16 protein-coding genes, 2 pseudogenes and 1 riboswitch are annotated in these 17974 nt (G+C 70.2%); of the genes and pseudogenes, 8 read left to right on the top strand and 10 right to left on the bottom strand.

Features of this window, described 5'->3' with window-relative positions; all coding sequences use genetic code 11:
* Nucleotides 1-9: 9 nt before the first annotated feature.
* Nucleotides 10-969 carry a 4-hydroxy-3-methylbut-2-enyl diphosphate reductase gene (ispH, locus tag MQH10_RS20915; RefSeq protein WP_242565918.1) on the bottom strand — a complete coding sequence of 320 codons (960 nt, stop codon included), beginning with the start codon at nucleotides 967-969 and terminating at the stop codon, nucleotides 10-12.
* 124 nt (nucleotides 970-1093) lie between these two features.
* Between ispH and MQH10_RS20910 the strand changes: the two genes are divergently transcribed.
* Nucleotides 1094-1783 carry a Tat pathway signal sequence domain protein gene (locus tag MQH10_RS20910; protein WP_242565917.1) on the top strand — a complete coding sequence of 230 codons (690 nt, stop codon included), beginning with the start codon at nucleotides 1094-1096 and terminating at the stop codon, nucleotides 1781-1783.
* A complete protein-coding gene (locus MQH10_RS20905) occupies nucleotides 1780-3618 on the top strand; it encodes an arginine--tRNA ligase (protein WP_242565916.1) in 1839 nt (612 codons plus the stop codon). Before MQH10_RS20910 ends, MQH10_RS20905 begins: the two co-directional genes overlap by 4 nt.
* Nucleotides 3619-3621: 3 nt before the next feature.
* Here MQH10_RS20905 and MQH10_RS20900 read toward each other — a convergent pair whose 3' ends face one another.
* From MQH10_RS20900 to MQH10_RS20890, 3 genes are read right to left on the bottom strand one after another with little or no spacing between them, the layout of a single operon-like run.
* On the bottom strand, nucleotides 3622-4302 hold the full coding sequence (locus MQH10_RS20900; protein WP_242565915.1) for an ABC transporter ATP-binding protein: 681 nt from the start codon (nucleotides 4300-4302) through the stop codon (nucleotides 3622-3624).
* Nucleotides 4299-5555 carry an ABC transporter permease gene (locus MQH10_RS20895; RefSeq protein ID WP_242565914.1) on the bottom strand — a complete coding sequence of 419 codons (1257 nt, stop codon included), beginning with the start codon at nucleotides 5553-5555 and terminating at the stop codon, nucleotides 4299-4301. The genes MQH10_RS20900 and MQH10_RS20895 overlap by 4 nt, the downstream gene beginning before the upstream one ends.
* Entirely contained in the window at nucleotides 5555-6646 is a 1092-nt protein-coding gene (locus tag MQH10_RS20890) for an efflux RND transporter periplasmic adaptor subunit (RefSeq protein WP_242565913.1), read from the bottom strand. Before MQH10_RS20890 ends, MQH10_RS20895 begins: the two co-directional genes overlap by 1 nt.
* 395 nt (nucleotides 6647-7041) lie before the next feature.
* A riboswitch (glycine riboswitch) is annotated at nucleotides 7042-7135 on the top strand.
* Between the two features lie 132 nt (nucleotides 7136-7267).
* Here MQH10_RS20890 and gcvT point away from each other — a divergent pair.
* From gcvT to MQH10_RS20860, 6 genes and pseudogenes are all read left to right on the top strand, one after another.
* A pseudogene (gcvT, locus tag MQH10_RS20885) lies at nucleotides 7268-8411 on the top strand (glycine cleavage system aminomethyltransferase GcvT).
* Between the two features lie 13 nt (nucleotides 8412-8424).
* Entirely contained in the window at nucleotides 8425-8790 is a 366-nt protein-coding gene (gcvH, locus tag MQH10_RS20880; protein WP_242565912.1) for a glycine cleavage system protein GcvH, read from the top strand.
* A 7-nt stretch (nucleotides 8791-8797) separates the two neighbouring features.
* The gene (gene gcvPA, locus MQH10_RS20875) at nucleotides 8798-10141 is read left to right on the top strand and encodes an aminomethyl-transferring glycine dehydrogenase subunit GcvPA (RefSeq protein ID WP_242565911.1); all 1344 of its coding nucleotides are present in this window, start codon (nucleotides 8798-8800) and stop codon (nucleotides 10139-10141) included.
* The gene (gcvPB, locus tag MQH10_RS20870) at nucleotides 10141-11721 is read left to right on the top strand and encodes an aminomethyl-transferring glycine dehydrogenase subunit GcvPB (protein ID WP_242565910.1); all 1581 of its coding nucleotides are present in this window, start codon (nucleotides 10141-10143) and stop codon (nucleotides 11719-11721) included. The genes gcvPA and gcvPB overlap by 1 nt, the downstream gene beginning before the upstream one ends.
* A 138-nt stretch (nucleotides 11722-11859) precedes the next feature.
* Nucleotides 11860-12318: a hypothetical protein gene (locus tag MQH10_RS20865; RefSeq protein ID WP_419720798.1), complete on the top strand. Its 459-nt coding sequence runs from the start codon at nucleotides 11860-11862 to the stop codon at nucleotides 12316-12318.
* Nucleotides 12319-12464: 146 nt separating this feature from the next.
* Nucleotides 12465-12875: a PGPGW domain-containing protein gene (locus MQH10_RS20860; protein ID WP_242565909.1), complete on the top strand. Its 411-nt coding sequence runs from the start codon at nucleotides 12465-12467 to the stop codon at nucleotides 12873-12875.
* 4 nt (nucleotides 12876-12879) lie between these two features.
* Here the strand turns inward: MQH10_RS20860 and MQH10_RS20855 are convergent, their stop codons facing one another.
* The 6 genes and pseudogenes from MQH10_RS20855 to MQH10_RS20830 all read right to left on the bottom strand — a co-directional run.
* Nucleotides 12880-13383: a F0F1 ATP synthase subunit B gene (locus MQH10_RS20855; protein ID WP_242565908.1), complete on the bottom strand. Its 504-nt coding sequence runs from the start codon at nucleotides 13381-13383 to the stop codon at nucleotides 12880-12882.
* Nucleotides 13383-13958, bottom strand: a complete 576-nt coding sequence (locus tag MQH10_RS20850; RefSeq protein ID WP_242565907.1) for a F0F1 ATP synthase subunit B family protein — start codon at nucleotides 13956-13958, stop codon at nucleotides 13383-13385. The genes MQH10_RS20855 and MQH10_RS20850 overlap by 1 nt, the downstream gene beginning before the upstream one ends.
* A gap of 73 nt (nucleotides 13959-14031) precedes the next feature.
* Nucleotides 14032-14256, bottom strand: a complete 225-nt coding sequence (locus MQH10_RS20845; RefSeq protein ID WP_242565906.1) for a F0F1 ATP synthase subunit C — start codon at nucleotides 14254-14256, stop codon at nucleotides 14032-14034.
* Nucleotides 14257-14305: 49 nt separating this feature from the next.
* Nucleotides 14306-15091 carry a F0F1 ATP synthase subunit A gene (locus MQH10_RS20840; RefSeq protein ID WP_242565905.1) on the bottom strand — a complete coding sequence of 262 codons (786 nt, stop codon included), beginning with the start codon at nucleotides 15089-15091 and terminating at the stop codon, nucleotides 14306-14308.
* A gap of 16 nt (nucleotides 15092-15107) precedes the next feature.
* Nucleotides 15108-15458, bottom strand: a complete 351-nt coding sequence (locus tag MQH10_RS20835) for a F0F1 ATP synthase assembly protein I (RefSeq protein ID WP_242565904.1) — start codon at nucleotides 15456-15458, stop codon at nucleotides 15108-15110.
* Between the two features lie 235 nt (nucleotides 15459-15693).
* Nucleotides 15694-17974 (bottom strand): annotated as a pseudogene (locus MQH10_RS20830) (coiled-coil domain-containing protein); the annotation flags it as partial.

The raw sequence follows: 17974 nt of genomic DNA, 5'->3' as shown, positions 1-17974 counted from the left end.
GGGTTGGGATTACCCCGCCAAGACCCGCGGCAGCTTGAAGCTGACCGTCTCGCGGGCGGCATCCACCTCCACCACCTCGACGGCGTATGTCTCGGCCAGGCGGTCGATGACGCCCTGGACCAGGACCTCGGGGGCGGAGGCGCCGGCGGTGACGCCGACCGTGGCTGCGCCCGTGATCCAGCCGAGGTCCAGCTTGGTCGCGTCGTCGATCAGGTGGGCGCGGGTGACGCCTTCGCGCTTGGCGACCTCCACCAGGCGGACGGAGTTGGAGGAATTGGCCGAGCCGATCACCAGCACCACGTCGCTCTTGGCGGCGATGGTCTTCACCGCCTCCTGGCGGTTGGTGGTGGCGTAGCAGATGTCGTCCTTGTGCGGGGCGGCGATGGTGGGGAAACGTTCGCGCAGCGCCGCGACGACGCCGGCCGTGTCGTCCACTGACAGCGTCGTCTGGGTGACGAAGGCGATATTGGCGGCGTTCTTCGGGGTGAAGGCCCGCGCGTCCTCGACGGTCTCGATCAGGGCGACGGAGCCCTCCGGCAGCTGGCCCATGGTGCCGACCACCTCGGGATGGCCGGCATGGCCGATCAGCACGATCTCGCGGCCGGCGTCATAGTGGCGCTGGGCCTCCACATGGACCTTGGAGACCAGCGGGCAGGTGGCGTCGAGATAGAGCATCTGGCGCGCCTTGGCCTCGGCCGGCACCGCCTTGGGCACGCCGTGGGCGGAGAACACCACCGGCCGGTCGACCGGGCATTCGTCCAGCTCCTCGACGAAGACGGCGCCGAGCGCCTTCAGCCGGTCGACGACGTGGCGGTTGTGGACGATCTCGTGGCGCACATAGACCGGCGCGCCGTACTTCTCGATCGCGCGCTCGACGATCTGGATGGCGCGGTCGACCCCGGCGCAGAAGCCGCGCGGCGTGGCCAGGAGGACCTTCAGAGGCGGCAGGGTTGTGGAGGCGTCAGGCATGGGCGCAAACTAGGGTGTCGAGGCGTCATCCGCCAGCCGCGTTGCGGCCTCAATCGATAGCCATTAGTAGAAACCCTTCGCAGGGCCTAAGACAGGCCCCGCCCCTCCATTTCTGGACGACCTGATGCGCCGTTCCCTTCTTGTTTCCGCGGTCCTGCTCCTGGCGGCCGCCACCCTTCCGGTGACCGCCTACGCCCAGCGGCAGCGTCCCGGCAGCGGCGGCGACGACCAGCAGGAAGATCAGGCGAAGAAGAAAAAGAAGGACGCCGAATGGGGTGACACCCAGGCGCCCCTGCCGCAGCTGCGCAACGCCGGCCCGTGCCCGTTCGTGAAGGTGCTCTACGACGCCGGCCGCTATGTCGAGTTCAAGGGCGGCAAGGAAGCCTCGGCCAATGTCGGCTATTCGGGCGAGATCCAGGGGATCTCCGCCGGCTGCGCCTACAAGGACGACCAGCCGATCTCCGTGCAGATGGAGATCCTGTTCGAGCTGGGCAAAGGCCCGGCCGCCGAGGGCTCGCAGAAGACCTATCGCTACTGGGTCGCGGTGACCAAGCGCAACGACGCGGTCATCGCCAAGCAGTACTTCGACCTGCCGGTGAGCTTCCAGCCCGGCCAGGACCGCCTCTATGCGACCGACAACATCGACCAGGTGGTGATCCCGCGCGCCCAGACCACGACCTCGGGCTCGAACTTCGAGATCCTGGTCGGCTTCGACGTGACGCCGGAAATGGCGGCCTTCAACCGTGACGGCAAGCGCTTCCGCCTGAACGCCGGCGCGACCGCCGCGGCCGGGAGCGCCGACAAGCACCCATGAGCGACCTGAAACGGGGCCTGAGCGAAGCGGTCGCGGCCGCCTTCGCCGCGGCGGGACTGCCGGCCGAGTTGGGCCGGGTGACGCCGTCGGATCGGCCCGACCTCGCCGACTTCCAATGCAATGGTGCGCTCGCCGCCGCCAAGTCCGCGCGGCGCGACCCGCGCGAGATCGCCGCCGGCGTGACCGCGGCGCTGGCCGGCGACCCGCGCCTGGCCATGGTCGAGATCGCGGGCCTGGGCTTCATCAATATCCGCGTCTCCGACACGGCCCTGTCGGAGCGCGCGCGCGAGATCGCCGCCGATCCGCGCCTGGGCGCCAGCTTCGTGGAAGGCCCGCGCCGGATCCTGGTCGACTACGGCGGACCCAATGTCGCCAAGCCGATGCATGTGGGCCACCTGCGCTCCTCGATCATCGGCGAGGCGGTGAAGCGGATCTATCGGTTCCGCGGCGACGTGGTGGTCGGCGACGCCCACTTCGGCGACTGGGGCTATCAGATGGGCCTGCTGATCGGGGCCGTGATGGACGAGGACCCCTTCGTCCGCGCCCTGATGGACCGGCTGAACGCCCGCACCACGCCGGTCACCCCGGACGAAGAGAAGCAGGCCTTCGCCGCGCTCGATGACCGGATCAGCCTGGCCGATCTCGACCGGCTCTATCCCCAGGCCGCGGCCCGCGGCAAGGAAGACGCCGAGTATCGCGACCGCGCCCGCAAGCTGACGGCCGAGCTGCAGAACAAGACCGTCGGCTACCACCTTTTGTGGCGGCATTTCTCGCGGGTCACCCGGGTGGCGCTGGAGCGCGACTTCCATGCCCTGGGCATCGATTTCGACCTGTGGAAGGGCGAGAGCGACGTCGACGAGCTGATCGCCCCGATGGTGGCCGAGCTCGAGGCCAAGGGCCTCCTGGAAGACGACCAGGGCGCCCGGATCGTGCGCGTCGCCAAGCCCGGCGAGACCAAGAAGAAGAAGCTGCCCGACGGCTCCGTCGTCGTGGTCCCCAGCCCCGACCCCCTGCTGGTGGTGTCGTCCGAGGGCTCGGCCATGTACGGCACGACGGACCTGGCGACCGTGCTCGACCGCAAGCGCAGCTTCGATCCGAGCCATGTGCTCTATGTGGTCGACCAGCGTCAGGCCGATCACTTCGAGATCGTGTTCCGCGCCGCCTATCTGGCCGGCTACGCCCGCGAGGGCAGCCTGGAGCATATCGGCTTCGGCACCATGAACGGGACCGACGGCAAGCCCTTCAAGACCCGCGAAGGCGGGGTGCTGAAGCTGAACGACCTGATCGAGATGACCCGCACCAAGGCGCGCGAGCGCCTGCGCGAGGCTGATCTGGGCGCCGAGCTTGATCCGGACAGCTTCGAGGACACGGCCCACAAGGTCGCGGTTGCGGCCCTGAAGTTCGCCGATCTACAGAACTTCCGCGGCACCTCCTATGTCTTCGATCTGGACCGCTTCTCTAGCTTCGAGGGCAAGACCGGACCCTATCTGCTGTACCAGGCCGTGCGGGTGAAATCCCTGCTGCGCCGGGCGGCGGAGGAGAAGATCGCGGCCGGACCGATCACGGTGACCCAGCCGGCGGAACGCGATCTGGTCTTGCTGATGGACGCCTTCGACCAGGCCCTGGTCGACGCCTATGACAAGAAGGCGCCGAACTTCATCGCCGAGCACGCCTTCAAGCTCGCCCAGGCGTTCTCGAAGTTCTACGCCGCCTGTCCGATCCTGCCGGCCCAGGCCGAGGTGCGGGCCTCGCGCCTGAGCCTCGCCCAGACCACCCTGCGCCAGCTGGAGCAGGCGTTGGACCTCCTGGGCATCGCCGCGCCGGAGCGGATGTAGGTCTCAGGTTTCCGGCACGATCCGGCCGTCCAGCATATGGATGCGCCGGTCGGCCGCGGCGGCGACCCCGGCGTCGTGGGTCACGCAGACCACGGCCCGGCCCTCCTGATGGGCGAGGCGCTGGAACTCCTCGACGACCAGCCGGGTGTTGACGCTGTCGAGATTGCCGGTCGGCTCGTCGCCCAGGATGATCGCCGGATCATTGGCCAGCGCCCGGGCGATCGCCACCCTCTGCCTCTGGCCGCCCGACATCCGATCGGGCCTTCGGTGCGCCTCGGCCTGGAGGCCCAGCTTGGCCAGCAGGTCATGGGCCCGGTCGTCGGCCTCGCGGCGGGAATATCGGCCGAGCCGGCGGATCGGCAGGGCGACATTGGCCTCGGCGGTCAGCTCCGGCAGCAGGAAGTGGAACTGGAAGACGAAGCCTATCCGCTCCAGGCGCAAATGGGTGCGCTCGACTTCCGACAGGGTCTCGGTGGCGCGCCCGTCGATGCGCACCGATCCGGCGTCCGGGCGGTCGAGCAGGCCGAGCAGATAGAGCAGGGACGACTTGCCGCAGCCCGACGGACCGACCACCGCCACGAATTCGCCCGGCTGGATCTCCAGCGACACCTCCCGCACCAGGGTCACCGGCTCCGGATCGACAAGACGGCGGGTGACGTCCTTGAGGTCGATGAGCGCGGTCATGCCGCCCCCCGCAGGATGTCGACGGGATCGACGGCGGCGGCCTTGCGGGCCGGCAGCCAGGCGGCGACCAGGGCCGAAGCGAGGGAGGCGGCGCCGGCGATCAGGTACTGGCGCAGGCTGCGGTCCAGCGGCAGGACCAGGGGCTTGCCCTGCACGGTGATCGGCAGGCGGGCCAGGATCTCCAGCAGCACCGTGCCGAAGGCGAAGCCGGCCAGGGCGCCGGCGACGCCCACCACCAGGCCTTCGATCAGGAACACGCCCTCCACGTCGCGCTCGGTGAAGCCCATGGCCCGCAGGATGGCGATGTCGCGGCGCTTGTCGGTGACGCTGGTCGAGACCGACGTATAGATGCCGAAGGCCGCGACCAGCAGGATGGCGGCGATCACCGCGTACATGATGATGTTGCGCACCACGAGCAGGTTGCGGATGTCGCGGGACCGTTCCTGCCAGGACACCCATTTGTAGCCCCAGCGGGCCTCCAGCGTGGCGGCGACGGCCTCGGCGGCGTCGGGATCGCCCAGCTTGACGTGCAGCTGGTTGACGACATTGGGCCGGGCGAACAGCACCTGGGCGGTGCGCAGCAGGCCATAGGCGGCGTTGTCGCCGGCATAGAAGCCGGCGCGGGCGTCGGGCTCGATCAGGGCCAGGATGCGCATCCGCTGCAGCACCCCGGCGGAGGAGGAGACGACCAGGGTGTCGCCCAGATGGGCGCCGATCCGGTCGGCCATGGGCCTGGAGATGATGATCCCGTCCGGCCGCGCCTCCAGGTCGGTCAGGTGGCCGCCGACCAGCGAGGCTTCGATCTTGGTCAGCTGGCCCTCGATGCGCGGATCGACGCCGTTGAGGGCCAGGGGCTCGGTGCGGCCGGCGAAGCGGGCTGCGACCGCGCCGCTGAGCGATGGCGCGGCGACGGCGCCGGGCTGGGCCCGCGCCGCGGCCAGCATGGCCGGCCAGTCCTTGAGGCCCCGCACCTCGTCCTGGGGCCGCACCCCGCGGACCGCCACGGCGGCGCCGGGCCAGGCGGTGACGGCCGGCTGGTGGGCCGGGGCCCGCTGCTCGTCCTGCAGGATGATGTGGGGAGCCGAATCCACCAGGGTGCGGATGAAGTCGGCCTGGGAGCCGGTCATCATGCCGGACACCGCCAGGAAAAAGCCGACGCCCACGGCGACGCCGGCGATCGCCACCAGGGTCTGGCGCGTGCGGACGGCCAAGTGCGCGAAGGCGATCCCGGCCAGGACGAGGAAGCCGCCCATCACCCTCCGCCCGCGGCTTTGCCCGGCCGGACCGCGATGCGGGCGCCGTCCTTGAGGTCGGCCGGCGGGTCGAGGATCACGGTCTCGCCGACCGCCAGCCCCTGGGTGACCTCGGTCCTGTCGACGCCCTGCACCCCCAGCTGAACGGCGCGACGCTGGGCGTGGCCGTCCCGGGCGACCCAGACCGCGCCCTCGCGCAGGGCGCGGGTGGGAACCAGGATGGCGTCGGGCCTGCGGGCGATGACCAGGTTGGCCTCGACCGTCATGCCGGGCTTGAGCACGGTGGCGGGATCCAGGGACAGGCGGGCGCGGAACACCCGGCCCGTGGAGTCGCCCTGGGGCGTGATCTCCAGGATCCGGGCGGGGAAGACCTGGCCGGGAAAGGCGTCGGAGCGGATCACGGCCTCGCGGCCCACGGCCAGGCGGCCGACATCGCGCTCGTCCACATCGGCGGTGATGCGCAGGGCGTCGGGGACGGCGATCACGAACAGCGGCTGGCCGACGGCGGCCAGGTCGCCCGGTTCGGCCTCCCGGCGCAGGACCCGGCCGGCGAAGGGCGCCTGGATGCGATAATCCTCCAGCCGCACGCGGGCGCTCTTGGCGGCGTGATCGGCGGCGTCGAGCTGGGAGCGCGCGTCCTCGTCGGCGGCGCGGGCCGCGAAGCCGGCGGCGTAGAGGCGGCCGGTGCGCCGGGCGTTGGCGCGGGCCAGGTCGGCCTGGGCCTCCAGCTGCAGGGCCGTGGCCTCCTGCGGGCCGTCGTCGAGCTGGGCCAGGGTCTGGCCGGCGGCGACCGACTGGCCTTCCTCGACCAGCACCTTGCGGATGGGGGCGGTGACCACCGGGGCGATGCGGGCCTGACGGACATATTCCACGACGCCGGAGGCGTAGACCGTATCCACCGCCTCGCCGCGGGCGGCCGCCGCCAGGGTGACAGGCAGGGGGCGCAGCAGGGCCCAGGCGGCGCTGGCCGCCGCGGCCAGGGCGACGACGACCAGGAAGATCGACACCCAGGTGCGCTGGCGGCGACGGCGCCGGCCGGCCGTCGTGGTGACGGCGGCGGGGGTCGCGATGGGCAGGGTCTCGGCGGCCACGGGGCGTCTCTCCGGGGGCGGGCGCCCGCAGAAGCTGCGGGCTGGGCGCACTGCTCGCATGGGCGGCCGGGCCGCGGAATGATGCGGATCAAGACGACTGTTGCAGGGCGTCCGGGCGCACCCGCCGTCGGGCGTTTCGACCTGAGGCCGGGCTCGCCAGGCCGGAGTTCGGCCGAACCCGGCGCGCAGGTTTTCGACACGGATCTGGACGAGGGCGGGGGGAAGCTTCACGACATTCGGCATGGGCGGCCGATTTCCTGCAATCTGCCCCAAATGCTGCAGTTGCGAAAAGAATCGTGCGGAACTTGACGGCGCAGGTCGAATTCCCCCGATTTCGGCCCCGAACGGGCGACTTGGCGCATTGACTTGGGACGCCCCATCGAACAGGTTCCGCCTCGACTCTCGCGGGAGAGATCGGGGCTTTCGAGTCCCGGAGCCGAAGGCGCAACCGCCCCGGAAACGCTCAGGCAAAAGGACCGCGACGGGCTGATGAACGCTGGAAAGTAGCGCGCCCCAGGCGCGCTCGCCGAAGGAGCAAGGGCCTGTCCCGGTGGGACCCGGCCCGAAATCTCTCAGGTCCCAGGACAGCGGGGGCAGGGTGTCGCCGGAGATCGCCTCCGTATGCGCCTGAGCCATCAGCCGGAGTCCCGAAACGTGTCCGACGAAACCCTGAAGACCACGCCGCTCCACCAGGCGCATATCGACGCCGGGGCGCGCATGGTCCCCTTCGCCGGCTATTCCATGCCCGTGCAGTACAAGGACGGCGTGCTCAAGGAGCACCTGTGGACCCGCGAGCATGCGGGGCTGTTCGACGTCTCGCACATGGGCCAGGCGCGGCTGCGCGGGGTGTCACCCCTGTCGGCGTTCGAGGAGATCACGCCCGGCGACTTCATCGGGCTGAAGCCCGGCAAGCAGCGCTATTCGGTGCTGCTCAACAAGCAAGGCGGGGTGATCGACGACCTGATGGCGGCCCGCCCCGACGATGACGGCCTGTTCGTGGTGGTCAACGGCGCCTGCAAGGACAACGACTTCAAGGTCATGGACGCAGAACTGGCCGGCCAGGTGACCATCGAGCGCCTGGAGGACCGGGCGCTCTTGGCGGTCCAGGGGCCGGAGGCGGCGGCAGTGATCGCCCGCCATCTGCCGGCGGCGGCCAAGATGGTGTTCATGGATAGCCGCGCGATGCCGGGCTTCGGGACCAACATCCTGATCTCGCGCTCGGGCTATACCGGCGAGGACGGCTACGAGATCTCCGTGCCGGCGTCGGACGCGGTGCGGATCTGGGACCTGCTGCTGGAAGACGAGCGCCTGAAGCCGATCGGCCTGGGCGCCCGCGACTCGCTGCGCCTGGAGGCGGGCTGCCGCTCTATGGCCACGACGTCGATGAGACGGTCAGTCCGATCGAGGCCGATCTGGCCTTCGCCGTCTCGGTGAAGCGCCGCGCGGCCGGCGATTTCCCGGGCGCCGCGCGCATTCAGAAGGAACTGGCCGAGGGGCCGGCGCGCAAGCGCGTCGCCCTGCGCATTCTGGAAGGGGCCCCGCCCGTGAAGGCGCCGAGATCGCCGATGCGGCCGGCGCCGTGGTCGGCGTGGTCACCTCCGGCGGGTTCTCGCCCAGTCTTTCGGCGCCCATCGCCATGGGCTTCGTTCCCCCGGCCCTCGCCACGCCAGGGACGACTTTGAAGGTCATTGTCCGGGGCAAGCCGCAGACCGCCGAGGTCGTGTCCATGCCCTTCGTTCCCCATCGCTACGTTCGCAAGCACTGAGAAAGGCCCGCCCATGCGTTTCACCAAGGATCACGAGTGGGTCGAGCTGGAGGGCGACGTCGCCACCATCGGCATCACCGCCTACGCCGCCGACCAGCTGGGCGACGTGGTGTTCGTCGAAGTGCCCGAGCCCGGCAAGACCGTGAAGGCCGGCGACGGCCTGGCGGTGGTCGAGAGCGTCAAGGCGGCGTCCGACGTCTACGCCCCGATCTCCGGCGAGGTGGTCGAGGGCAATCCGGCCCTGGGCGACACGCCCGAGACCGTCAATGACCAGCCCGAAAAGGCCGGCTGGTTCGCCAAGCTGAAGATCGCCGACAAGGCCGAGTTCGACGCCTTGATGGATCGCGACGCCTACGAAGCCTATCTCGGCACGCTCTAGGATCACCATGCGCTACCTGCCCCTGACCCCCGCCGACCGCGCCGAGATGCTCGGCGTGATCGGCGTCGATTCCATCGACGACCTGTTCGCCGACGTGCCCGTCGCCGCCCGCAAGGCGGAGCTGTTCGACCTGCCGCGCCATGCCGGCGAGATGGAGGTCGAGCGCCATCTGCAGGCGCTGGCGGCCAAGAACCGGCCGGCCGGGGCGGGGCCGTTCTTCTGTGGGGCGGGGGCCTATAAGCACCATGTGCCGGCGACGGTGGATCACATCATCCAGCGCTCGGAATTCCTGACCAGCTACACGCCCTATCAGCCGGAAATCGCCCAGGGCACCCTGCAGGTGCTGTTCGAGTTTCAGACCCAGGTCGCGGCGCTCACCGGGCTCGAGGTGGCCAACGCCTCGATGTATGACGGCTCCACCGGCTGCGCCGAGGCGGTGATGATGGCCCAGCGGGTCACACGCCGGAAGAAGGCGGTGCTGTCGGGCGGCCTGCATCCGCACTACGCCGCCGTCACCCAGACCATCGCCCATGCCGAGGGCATGGACATCACCCGCCTGCCGGTGGCGATCGACGCCGAGGCCGCGGTGATCGCGGCGATCACGCCGGAGACCGCCTGCGTGGTGGTCCAGACCCCCAACGTGTTCGGGGTGGTCACAGACGTCTCGAAGATCGCCGAGGCCGCCCATGCGGCCGGGGCCCTGATGATCGTGGTGACGACCGAGGCCGTGTCCTTCGGCCTGCTGAAGTCGCCGGGCGAAATGGGGGCGGACATCGCCGTGGCCGAGGGCCAGTCGATCGGCGTCGGGCTGAGCTATGGCGGGCCCTATGTCGGACTGTTCGCCTGCCGCGAAAAGTTCGTCCGCCAGATGCCGGGCCGCCTTTGCGGCGAGACCGTGGACGCCGAGGGCCGTCGCGGCTTCGTCCTGACGCTCTCGACCCGCGAGCAGCATATCCGCCGCGAGAAGGCGACCTCGAACATCTGCACCAACTCGGGGCTCTGCGCTCTGGCCTTCACCATCCACCTCTCGCTGCTGGGCGAGCGGGGCCTGCGCGACCTGGCGGCGATCAATCACGCCAAGGCCCGCCAGCTGCGTGACGCGCTCGCCGCCGTGCCGGGCGTCGAGATCCTGACCCCGCGCTTCTTCAACGAGTTCGCCGTGCGCGTGCCGGGCGGCGCGGCCCAGGCGGTCGAGGCCCTGCTGGGCGACGGCATCGTCGCCGGCGTGCCGTTCTCGCGCCTCGATCCCAAGGCCGGGCTGGACGACGTCCTGCTGGTGGCCGCCACCGAGACCACGACGGACGCGGATATCGCCGCCTTCGCCCAGGCCCTGAAGGGGAGGACCCTCTGATGACCATGCTGAACGTGGGCCGTCCGACCCAACCCCAGACCGCGGTTCCGGTGGCCCATGCGTCCCTGACCGGGGCCCGCGGCCTGTTGCAGGACGAGGCCCTGATCTTCGAACTGGGCGGCTGGGACAAGACCGGCGTCGACCTGGAGCCGGCGGCGCTGGACGCCTCCGACCTCGCCGGCCTGACCCGCGAGGCGCCGATCGGCCTGCCGGGTCTCTCCGAGCCCGAGGCCATGCGCCACTATGTGCGCCTGTCGCAGAAGAACCACGCCATCGACCTGGCGCTCTATCCGCTGGGCTCGTGCACGATGAAGCACAACCCGCGGCTCAACGAAAAGATGGCCCGGCTGCCGGGCTTCGCCGACCTGCACCCCCTGGCGCCGATCTCGACGGCCCAGGGCGCCCTGCAGCTGATGGACGAGCTGGCCCACTGGCTGAAGACTATGACCGCCATGCCGGCCGTGGCCCTGTCGCCCAAGGCCGGCGCCCATGGCGAGCTCTGCGGCCTGTTGACCATCAAGGCGGCCCACGAGGCCAAGGGGCAGGGGCATCGCCGCCTGGTGCTGGTGCCGACCTCGGCCCACGGCACCAATCCGGCCACCGCGGCCTTCGTCGGCTATGACGTGGCCGAGATCGCCCAGACCGAGGACGGCCGGGTCGACCTGGCGGACCTGGAGGCCAAGCTGACCCCGGATGTGGCCGCGATCATGGTCACCAACCCGAACACCTGCGGCCTGTTCGAGCGCGACGTGATCGAGATCGGCCGCCTGACCCATGCGGTGGGGGCCTATTTCTACTGCGACGGGGCGAACTTCAACGCCATCGTCGGCCGGGTCCGTCCGGGCGACCTGGGCGTCGACGCCATGCACATCAACCTGCACAAGACCTTCTCGACGCCCCACGGCGGCGGCGGGCCGGGCGCAGGGCCGGTAGTGCTGTCCGAGGCCCTGGCGCCCTATGCGCCGGCCCCCTGGGTGGTCAGCGGGCCGGACGGCTTCAAGCTGGTCGAGGAGACCATCGATGAGGCGGCCGCGGGCTTTGGCCGCATGGTGGCCTTCCAGGGCCAGATGGGCATGTTCGTGCGCGCCTATGCCTACATGCTGAGCCACGGGACCGACGGCCTGCGCCAGGTGGCCGAGGACGCCGTCCTGAACGCCAACTACGTCAAGGCCCGGCTGTCGGGCGTGATGAGCCCGGCCTTCCCGGACGGGCCCTGCATGCACGAGGCCCTGTTCGATGACAGCTGGCTGGAGGGCACCGACATCACCACTCTCGACTTCGCCAAGGCGATGATCGACGAGGGTTTCCACCCCATGACCATGTACTTCCCGCTGGTCGTGCACGGGGCGATGCTGATCGAGCCGACCGAGACCGAATCGAAGCAGGAGCTCGACCGATTCTGCGACGCGCTCATCGCCCTGGCCCACGCGGCCAAGGCCGGGGACGTCGATCGGTTCAAGGGCGCCCCCTATCTGGCCCCCCTGCGGCGGCTCGATGAGACGCTTGCGGCCCGCAAGCCGAAGCTGACGTGGCGCCCAGAGCCCACAACTGTGGCGCCGGCGCCGCTCGCGGCCGAATAGCGCACCAGGAGGCCACCTGGAGAAAATTTAACGGGCTTGTCGGCTTTACGTGCGCAGGATGCGTTCTCATATCGGTACCAAGCGGCCACCGCCCGACCTCCCCAAAGCGGGCGCGGGCCGCATCCCTCAGGATTGATCGTGACCTTCGCTGTGCCCAGCGTGCCCATCTTGCGCGCCTCTGACGCCCCGGCCCGTGAGCTTCTCGCTCGCGTGAGCCGGTTTGTGCTGACGGTCCTGGGCCTGTTCATCATGCTCGTGGGTCTGGTCACCGCGCCCTTGCCCGGGCACCTCGGCCTGCCGATCCTGGTCGTCGGCCTGATGATCGTGCTGCGCAACTCCTTCAAGGCGCGCCGCCGCTTCGTGCGGATCCAGAAGGCGCACCCGAAGATGATCTTCCCGCTGCGCCGGCTGCTGCGGCGCGAGCCGGAAGTGGCGCCCGTGGCCTGGCAACAGGTGCTGCGGATGGAGCGGCTGATCGTGCCCAAGCGCTACCGGTTCGCGGTGCGCTCGCGCCGCTGGATGTCGAAGCGGGGACGTGTCCGTGGCGCCACAGGCGCGGGCCGCAATGCGCCGGCCCAGCCCTTTCCGGCCGAATAGAACCGTTAAGCTTCGTTTTTAACGGGCGCGTCGCCTTTTCGTCCCATTGGTGCGTTCGCATATGGGTTGAACACGCGTCCGTTCGCCTCCCCCTCGGGCGGCCCGTGTCGACCTGATCCCTATCTGCTCGTTCAAGGCCCGGCGCCGTGACCGTCTCCTTCATCCCTTCGCGCGAGACCCGCGCGACCGACGCCTACGCCCGCGCCTTTGTCGCGCGGATGAAGCGCCTTGCGTGGATGACGCTCGGGGCCGTGCTGGTGGTGATCGGCGTGGTGATCTCGCCCTTGCCGGGACCTGGCGGGCTGCCGGTGGTGGTGGTCGGGCTGATGCTGATCCTGCGCCATTCGTTCAAGGCGCGCAGGCAGTTCGTGCGCTTCGCCCACGCCCATCCGAAGATGGCCTATCCGATCCGCAGGCTGCTGCGGCGGGACCCTGAGATTTTGAAGATCTTCTGGACCCAGATGCTGCGGGTCGAACGGCTGATCCTGCCGAAGCGGCTGAGGATCGCCTCGCGGATCCGGCGCTCGCTGTTCAAGCGCCGGACCGCGAAGAGATAGGGCTCTACTGAAGCTTGGAGCCCAGCTGGCCGATGGCGACATCGACCAGCGGATCGGTCTTGGCGCCGGCGAGGCGCTTGACCAGGACGTCTTCGGCCATCTGGGCCGCCAGGTCGGCGGCGGCGGCCTTCACCTCGGCCTGGGCTTGCGCCTCGGCGTTGGCGATCTTGCGTTCCGCCAGCAGCTGGCGGCGCTTGAGGCTTTCCTCGAGCTTGGCCTTGGCTTCGACCTCGAACAGGCGGGCCTGTTCGTGGGCGGCTTCCAGCATCTCCTTGGCCTGACGTTCGGCCTCGGCGCGCTCGACCTGCAGGGAGGCCAGCAGGCGCTGGGCTTCCTCGCGGATGCGGGCGGCTTCGTCCAGGTCGGCCTGGATGGTGGCGGTGCGGGCGTCCAGGGTCGCGGCGATGGCCTTCGGGGCCTTGGCCACGAAGATCACGATGCCCAGGAAGATCAGGAGGCCGACGCCGACCCAGAATTCCGCCTCGGCGGGATTGAGGAATTCAGGCATCAGGCGGCTCCCTGGCCGGCGCGGGCGGCGGCCTTGATGTCGGCGGCGGTGACCTTGGCGCCGGTCAGGCGCTCAACGATGGCCTGGGCCGTCTCCACGGCGATGCCGTTGACGTTGGACATGGCGGCGTCGCGAAGGCCGCGGATGCGGTCCTCGGCCTGGGCGAGTTCGCCAGCCAGGCGCTCGTCCTCGGCGGCCTGACGCTTGTTCAGTTCCGCGGTCGCCTTGGCCTTGGCGTCGGCGGCCAGGGCGCGCGAAGCGGCGCGGGCCTGGTCGATCTCGGCCTTGGCGGCGGCGGCCTGGGCGTCAGCCTCAGCCTGCACGGTCTTGGCCTGCTCCACCGCGCTGGCGATGGTTTCGGCGCGGACGTCCAGGATCTTGCGCAGCCGCGGCACGAAGACCTTGGCCAGCAGGGTGTAGAGGACGGCGAAGATCAGGATGAGCCAGACAATCTGGCCGCCCCAGAACTCGAACTTGAATTGCGGCAGCCCGCCGCCGCTTTGGGCGGCTTCCGTCGAGGCCCCCGCGTGAGCAGGCGCGGCGTCGGCGGGTTGGGATGTAGGTTCGGCGGCCATAAGGCTTAGGCGTCCTAAAGACAGAGGGGCGGCCGGGCGGGTTCGCCCAGCGCCCCTTGCTGTGGGTCGTGGCTTAGCTGAACAGGATGAGCAGGCCGAGCACGAAGGCCAGAATGCCCAGAGCTTCGGTCAGAGCGGCGCCCAGGATCAGGTTGGTGAACTGACCGCCAGCGGCCGACGGGTTACGCGTCGCGCCTTGCAGGAAGCCCGAGAAGATGGTGCCCACGCCGATGCCCGCGCCGATCATGCCGAGGGTCGCGAGGCCCGCACCGATGTACTTAGCCGCAGCCGGATCCATGTTTTTAGTCCCGTTTGGAAGTTGAGAAGAGGGGAGAGAAACCCGACCGTCAGTGGTGATGGCCGAGGTTGACCACGTCATTGAGATAGACGCAGGTCAGAACCGCGAAGACGAAGGCCTGGAGGAACGCCACCAGGAATTCCAGCGAGGTCAGGGCGACGACGCCGCCCAGGGACAGCGCCGCGCCGGCGTAGCCCAGGGTGGCGATGCCGCCGCCCGCCGCCAGAGCGCAGAGCGAGACCACGAAGCCGGCGAACACCTTCAGGGCCACGTGGCCGCCCAGCATGTTGCCGAACAGACGAAGGGCGAGGGTGACGGGGCGCAGGAGGAAGGAGATGAACTCGATCGGAGTGACCAGGATCAGCATGTACCAGGGCACGCCCGCGGGGACGAACAGCTTGTACATGTTGGCCCCGTTGCGCACGAAGCCGACGATCAGGACCAGAAGGATGGTCATGACGGCGAGCGTGGCGGTGACCGCGAGCTGCGAGGTGGCCGTGAACACCAGGAACAGGCCCAGGAAGTTCATGGTCAGGATGAACAGGAAAATGGTGAAGACGAACGGGAAGAAGGCGCGGCCCTCATGGCCGATGATGCCGGTCACCAGGTCGTCGATATAGCCGAAGACGCCTTCGGTGATCACCTGCAGGCGGCCGGGAACGACCGCCGCCTTGGCCGTGGAGACGGCGAAGAACAGCACGATCAGCGACGCCGCGATCAGCATCGACAGGATCGAGTTGTTGATCGACAGGTCGATCGCGCCGAGACCCGGGACGTTGACGGTGGGCAGAGGGAGAACCGGGTGGATCTCGAACTGATGCATCGGGCTGGCCATGCCGCCTCGAACTCCTTCAATCGTCCTCGTCGTCGAGGGGCAGGTCCTGAACAGGTCCCCACTCGCTCGCCGCTTCGGCGCTCATGCGTGCGGCCGTACGTACGGCCATCCAAATCGACACTCCGAAGCCCGCGAGGACCCCGATGACCATCCCCCAAGGCGCGGTGTGGGTCAGGACATCGACGACAGCGCCGAATCCAATCCCCACGAACACGCCCCCGAACAGCATGCCCATCAGGCGCATGCCGTAGCCGTGCGCCTTGGACCCATAGTCCGGCGTAGGCTGTGCTGTCCGCGCAGCTAGCGCGTCAGCTCGCTTGTCGAGGCTTTTGATCGCCTCATCGCGCGAATTGTCCGGAAGTGGCATGCGTCACGCGGTCTGGAGACCATGACGTCTCCGCCACAGCCCCGGGCTTCAAGTCGCGCGGAACCTATAGGCGTGGGTGCGGTGCGTCAAGGCTGGCTGGGGGGTATTTAGTCTGTTGATTCTATTGGCGTTTGCGGGGTCCGTCGAACTTGCCTGAGGACAAGTCCGGTTTCCCGCCCGGGGCGGCGGGGCATGGCGCCGCAGGGGAAAGGCCGGCAAGCCGCCGAACCCGGCCCTATTGGGCGGCCATGGCCTCGGCCTGACGCAGGTCGACGGAGACCAGCTGGGAGACGCCGCGCTCGGCCATGGTCACCCCGAACAGGCGGTCCATCCGCGACATGGTCACCGGATTGTGGGTGATGGCGATGAACCGGGTCTGGGTGCGGCTGCGCATCTCGTCGAGCATGTTGCAGAAGCGATCGACATTGGCGTCGTCCAGCGGCGCGTCGACCTCGTCCAGCACGCAGATCGGGGCGGGATTGGCCAGGAACACCCCGAAGATCAGGGCGCAGGCGGTGAGCGCCTGCTCGCCGCCGCTCATCAGGCTCATGGTCGCCATGCGCTTGCCGGGGGGGCAGGCGTAGATCTCAAGGCCCGCCTCTAGCGGATCCTCCGATTCGACCAGGCGCAGCTCGGCCTGGCCGCCCTGAAACAGGGCCTCGAACAGGGTCTTGAAGTGGCCGTTGATGACGTCGAAGGCGGCCAGCAGCCGCTCGCGGCCCTCGCCGTTCAGCTCGTCGATCCCCTGGCGCAGGCGGGCGATGGCGCCGGTCAGGTCGGCGCGCTCGGTCTGCATGGTCTCCAGCCGCTGGGCGTGCTCGGCGGCTTCCTCCTCGGCGCGCAGGTTCACCGGCCCGATCGAATCGCGCTGGCGCTCCAGGGCGTAGAGGTGGGCCTCGATGCCGCCGGCGTCGGAGGGGATGGCGACGGCCTCGTCGGCCAGGCGCTTGGCCAGCTGCTCGGGCTCGACCCGCGCGGTTTCGCGGATCTGGGTGGTGACCTCGGCCAGGCGCTCGGCGGCGGCCTCCAGCCGGGCGGCCAGGGTGGCGCGCAGTTCGCGGACTTCCGAGGCCGCGGCGTCGGCGGCGCGCACGGCGCGGTCGGCGTCGGCCCGCGCGCCTTCGGCCTGGGCCAGGGCGTCGGAGGACTGGGCCCGGCGGCCTCGGCCACGGAGAGTTCGTCCAGCAGCTTCTCGAACCGCTGCTGGTGGGTGGCGGGCGCCTCATGGGCCTTGTCCAGGGCCGCCTGGGCCTTTGCGCGGGCCTCGGCCAGGGCCTCCAGGCGCTTGGCGGCGGCCTGGGCGCGACGGCGCCAGTCCTCGCGGTCGCGGTTCAGGTTCTCGAAGCGCCGGGCGCGGCCCTCGCGCTCGCGGGCCTCCACATCCATCGCCGAGCGGGCGGCGGCGGCGGCCTCACGGGCGGGACCGGCGGCGGCGCGGGCGGCGGCCAGGCGGGCGGGCAGGTCGCCCATGGCCACGTCCTCGCCGGCTTCCTCGACCGCGACCCGCAGAATCGACTCGGCGTCGGCCAGCTCGGCCTCGAACCGGCGGATGACATCGTCCAGGGATTGGGCGTGAGCCTCGCGGCGGGCGGCCTCGCGCTCCAGCTTCTCGAGGGTCACGCGGACGGCGGAGACCTTCTGTTCGGCCTGCTGCGGCTGGCGTCGCGCGTCGCGCAGGACCTCGTCGGCGGTCCTCACCCGCTGGGCGGCGGCGACCTGGGTTTCGCGGGCGGCCTTGGCCTTGGGCGACAGCGCCTCGATCTCGGTCTCGACCTCGGAGAGCCGGGTCTTCTGCTCCATGCGCACGGCGGCGGGCTTGGGCGCGTCGGCGCGGGAGGTGAAGCCGTCCCAGCGCCACAGGTCGCCCTCGCGGGACACCAGCCGGGCGCCGACCGGCAGGCCGGCCTGCAGGCGATCGCCGTCCTCGCGCTTGACCAGGGCGACATAGGCCAGGCGGGCGGCCAGGGCCTTCGGGGCCTTGACCAGGGGGGCCAGGGGCTCGGCGCCCTGGGGCCAGGTCGGGCTGGTCGCGTCGCGCCCGCCCCAATAGGACGGGGCCTTGGGATCAAGGGCGGCGTCGAGGTCGTCGCCGAGGGCCGCGGCCAGGGCGGCCTCATAGCCGCGATCGGGGGAGACCTCGTCGAGCGCCGGGGTGAAGCCGCCGCGGCGCTGCTGGGCGACGATCTGGGCCAGCGCCCGGGCTTCGGCGGTCAGGCGGCCGAGATGCTCCTCCTGGCGGCGCGCGGCCTCGCGGGCCTCGGCCTCGGCCTCCTGGGCCTTGGCGCGCTCGTCCTCGGCGGTCTCCAGGGCGGCGCGGACCGCGGCGAGCTGGGCCTCGGTGCGTTCGAGTTCGGTGCGGGCCTCGGCGATCTGGGGATTGGCGGCGGGACCCAGCTGGGCGCGTTCGGCGCGGGCCTGGTCCAGGGCGCGCCGGGTGCGGCTGACCCGGCCCTGGGCTTCCTCGACACGGGCCGCGCCGGCCCGGCGGCGGGCCTCGTCGGCGGCGGATTGGGCGG

Source organism: Phenylobacterium aquaticum (assembly GCF_022695515.1).
Taxonomy (GTDB): Bacteria; Pseudomonadota; Alphaproteobacteria; order Caulobacterales; family Caulobacteraceae; genus Phenylobacterium; species Phenylobacterium aquaticum.
This window is presented reverse-complemented; position numbering and strand designations above follow the sequence as displayed.

Excerpts from the sequence above, each read along its gene's own strand:
- ispH (WP_242565918.1), bottom strand. The coding sequence starts at position 969 with ATGCCTGACGCCTCCACAACCCTGCCGCCTCTGAAGGTCCTCCTGGCC.
- MQH10_RS20910 (WP_242565917.1), top strand. The coding sequence starts at position 1,094 with ATGCGCCGTTCCCTTCTTGTTTCCGCGGTCCTGCTCCTGGCGGCCGCC.
- MQH10_RS20905 (WP_242565916.1), top strand. The coding sequence starts at position 1,780 with ATGAGCGACCTGAAACGGGGCCTGAGCGAAGCGGTCGCGGCCGCCTTC.
- MQH10_RS20900 (WP_242565915.1), bottom strand. The coding sequence starts at position 4,302 with ATGACCGCGCTCATCGACCTCAAGGACGTCACCCGCCGTCTTGTCGAT.
- MQH10_RS20895 (WP_242565914.1), bottom strand. The coding sequence starts at position 5,555 with ATGGGCGGCTTCCTCGTCCTGGCCGGGATCGCCTTCGCGCACTTGGCC.
- gcvH (WP_242565912.1), top strand. The coding sequence starts at position 8,425 with ATGCGTTTCACCAAGGATCACGAGTGGGTCGAGCTGGAGGGCGACGTC.
- gcvPA (WP_242565911.1), top strand. The coding sequence starts at position 8,798 with ATGCGCTACCTGCCCCTGACCCCCGCCGACCGCGCCGAGATGCTCGGC.
- gcvPB (WP_242565910.1), top strand. The coding sequence starts at position 10,141 with ATGACCATGCTGAACGTGGGCCGTCCGACCCAACCCCAGACCGCGGTT.
- MQH10_RS20855 (WP_242565908.1), bottom strand. The coding sequence starts at position 13,383 with ATGCCTGAATTCCTCAATCCCGCCGAGGCGGAATTCTGGGTCGGCGTC.
- MQH10_RS20850 (WP_242565907.1), bottom strand. The coding sequence starts at position 13,958 with ATGGCCGCCGAACCTACATCCCAACCCGCCGACGCCGCGCCTGCTCAC.
- MQH10_RS20845 (WP_242565906.1), bottom strand. The coding sequence starts at position 14,256 with ATGGATCCGGCTGCGGCTAAGTACATCGGTGCGGGCCTCGCGACCCTC.
- MQH10_RS20840 (WP_242565905.1), bottom strand. The coding sequence starts at position 15,091 with ATGGCCAGCCCGATGCATCAGTTCGAGATCCACCCGGTTCTCCCTCTG.
- MQH10_RS20835 (WP_242565904.1), bottom strand. The coding sequence starts at position 15,458 with ATGCCACTTCCGGACAATTCGCGCGATGAGGCGATCAAAAGCCTCGAC.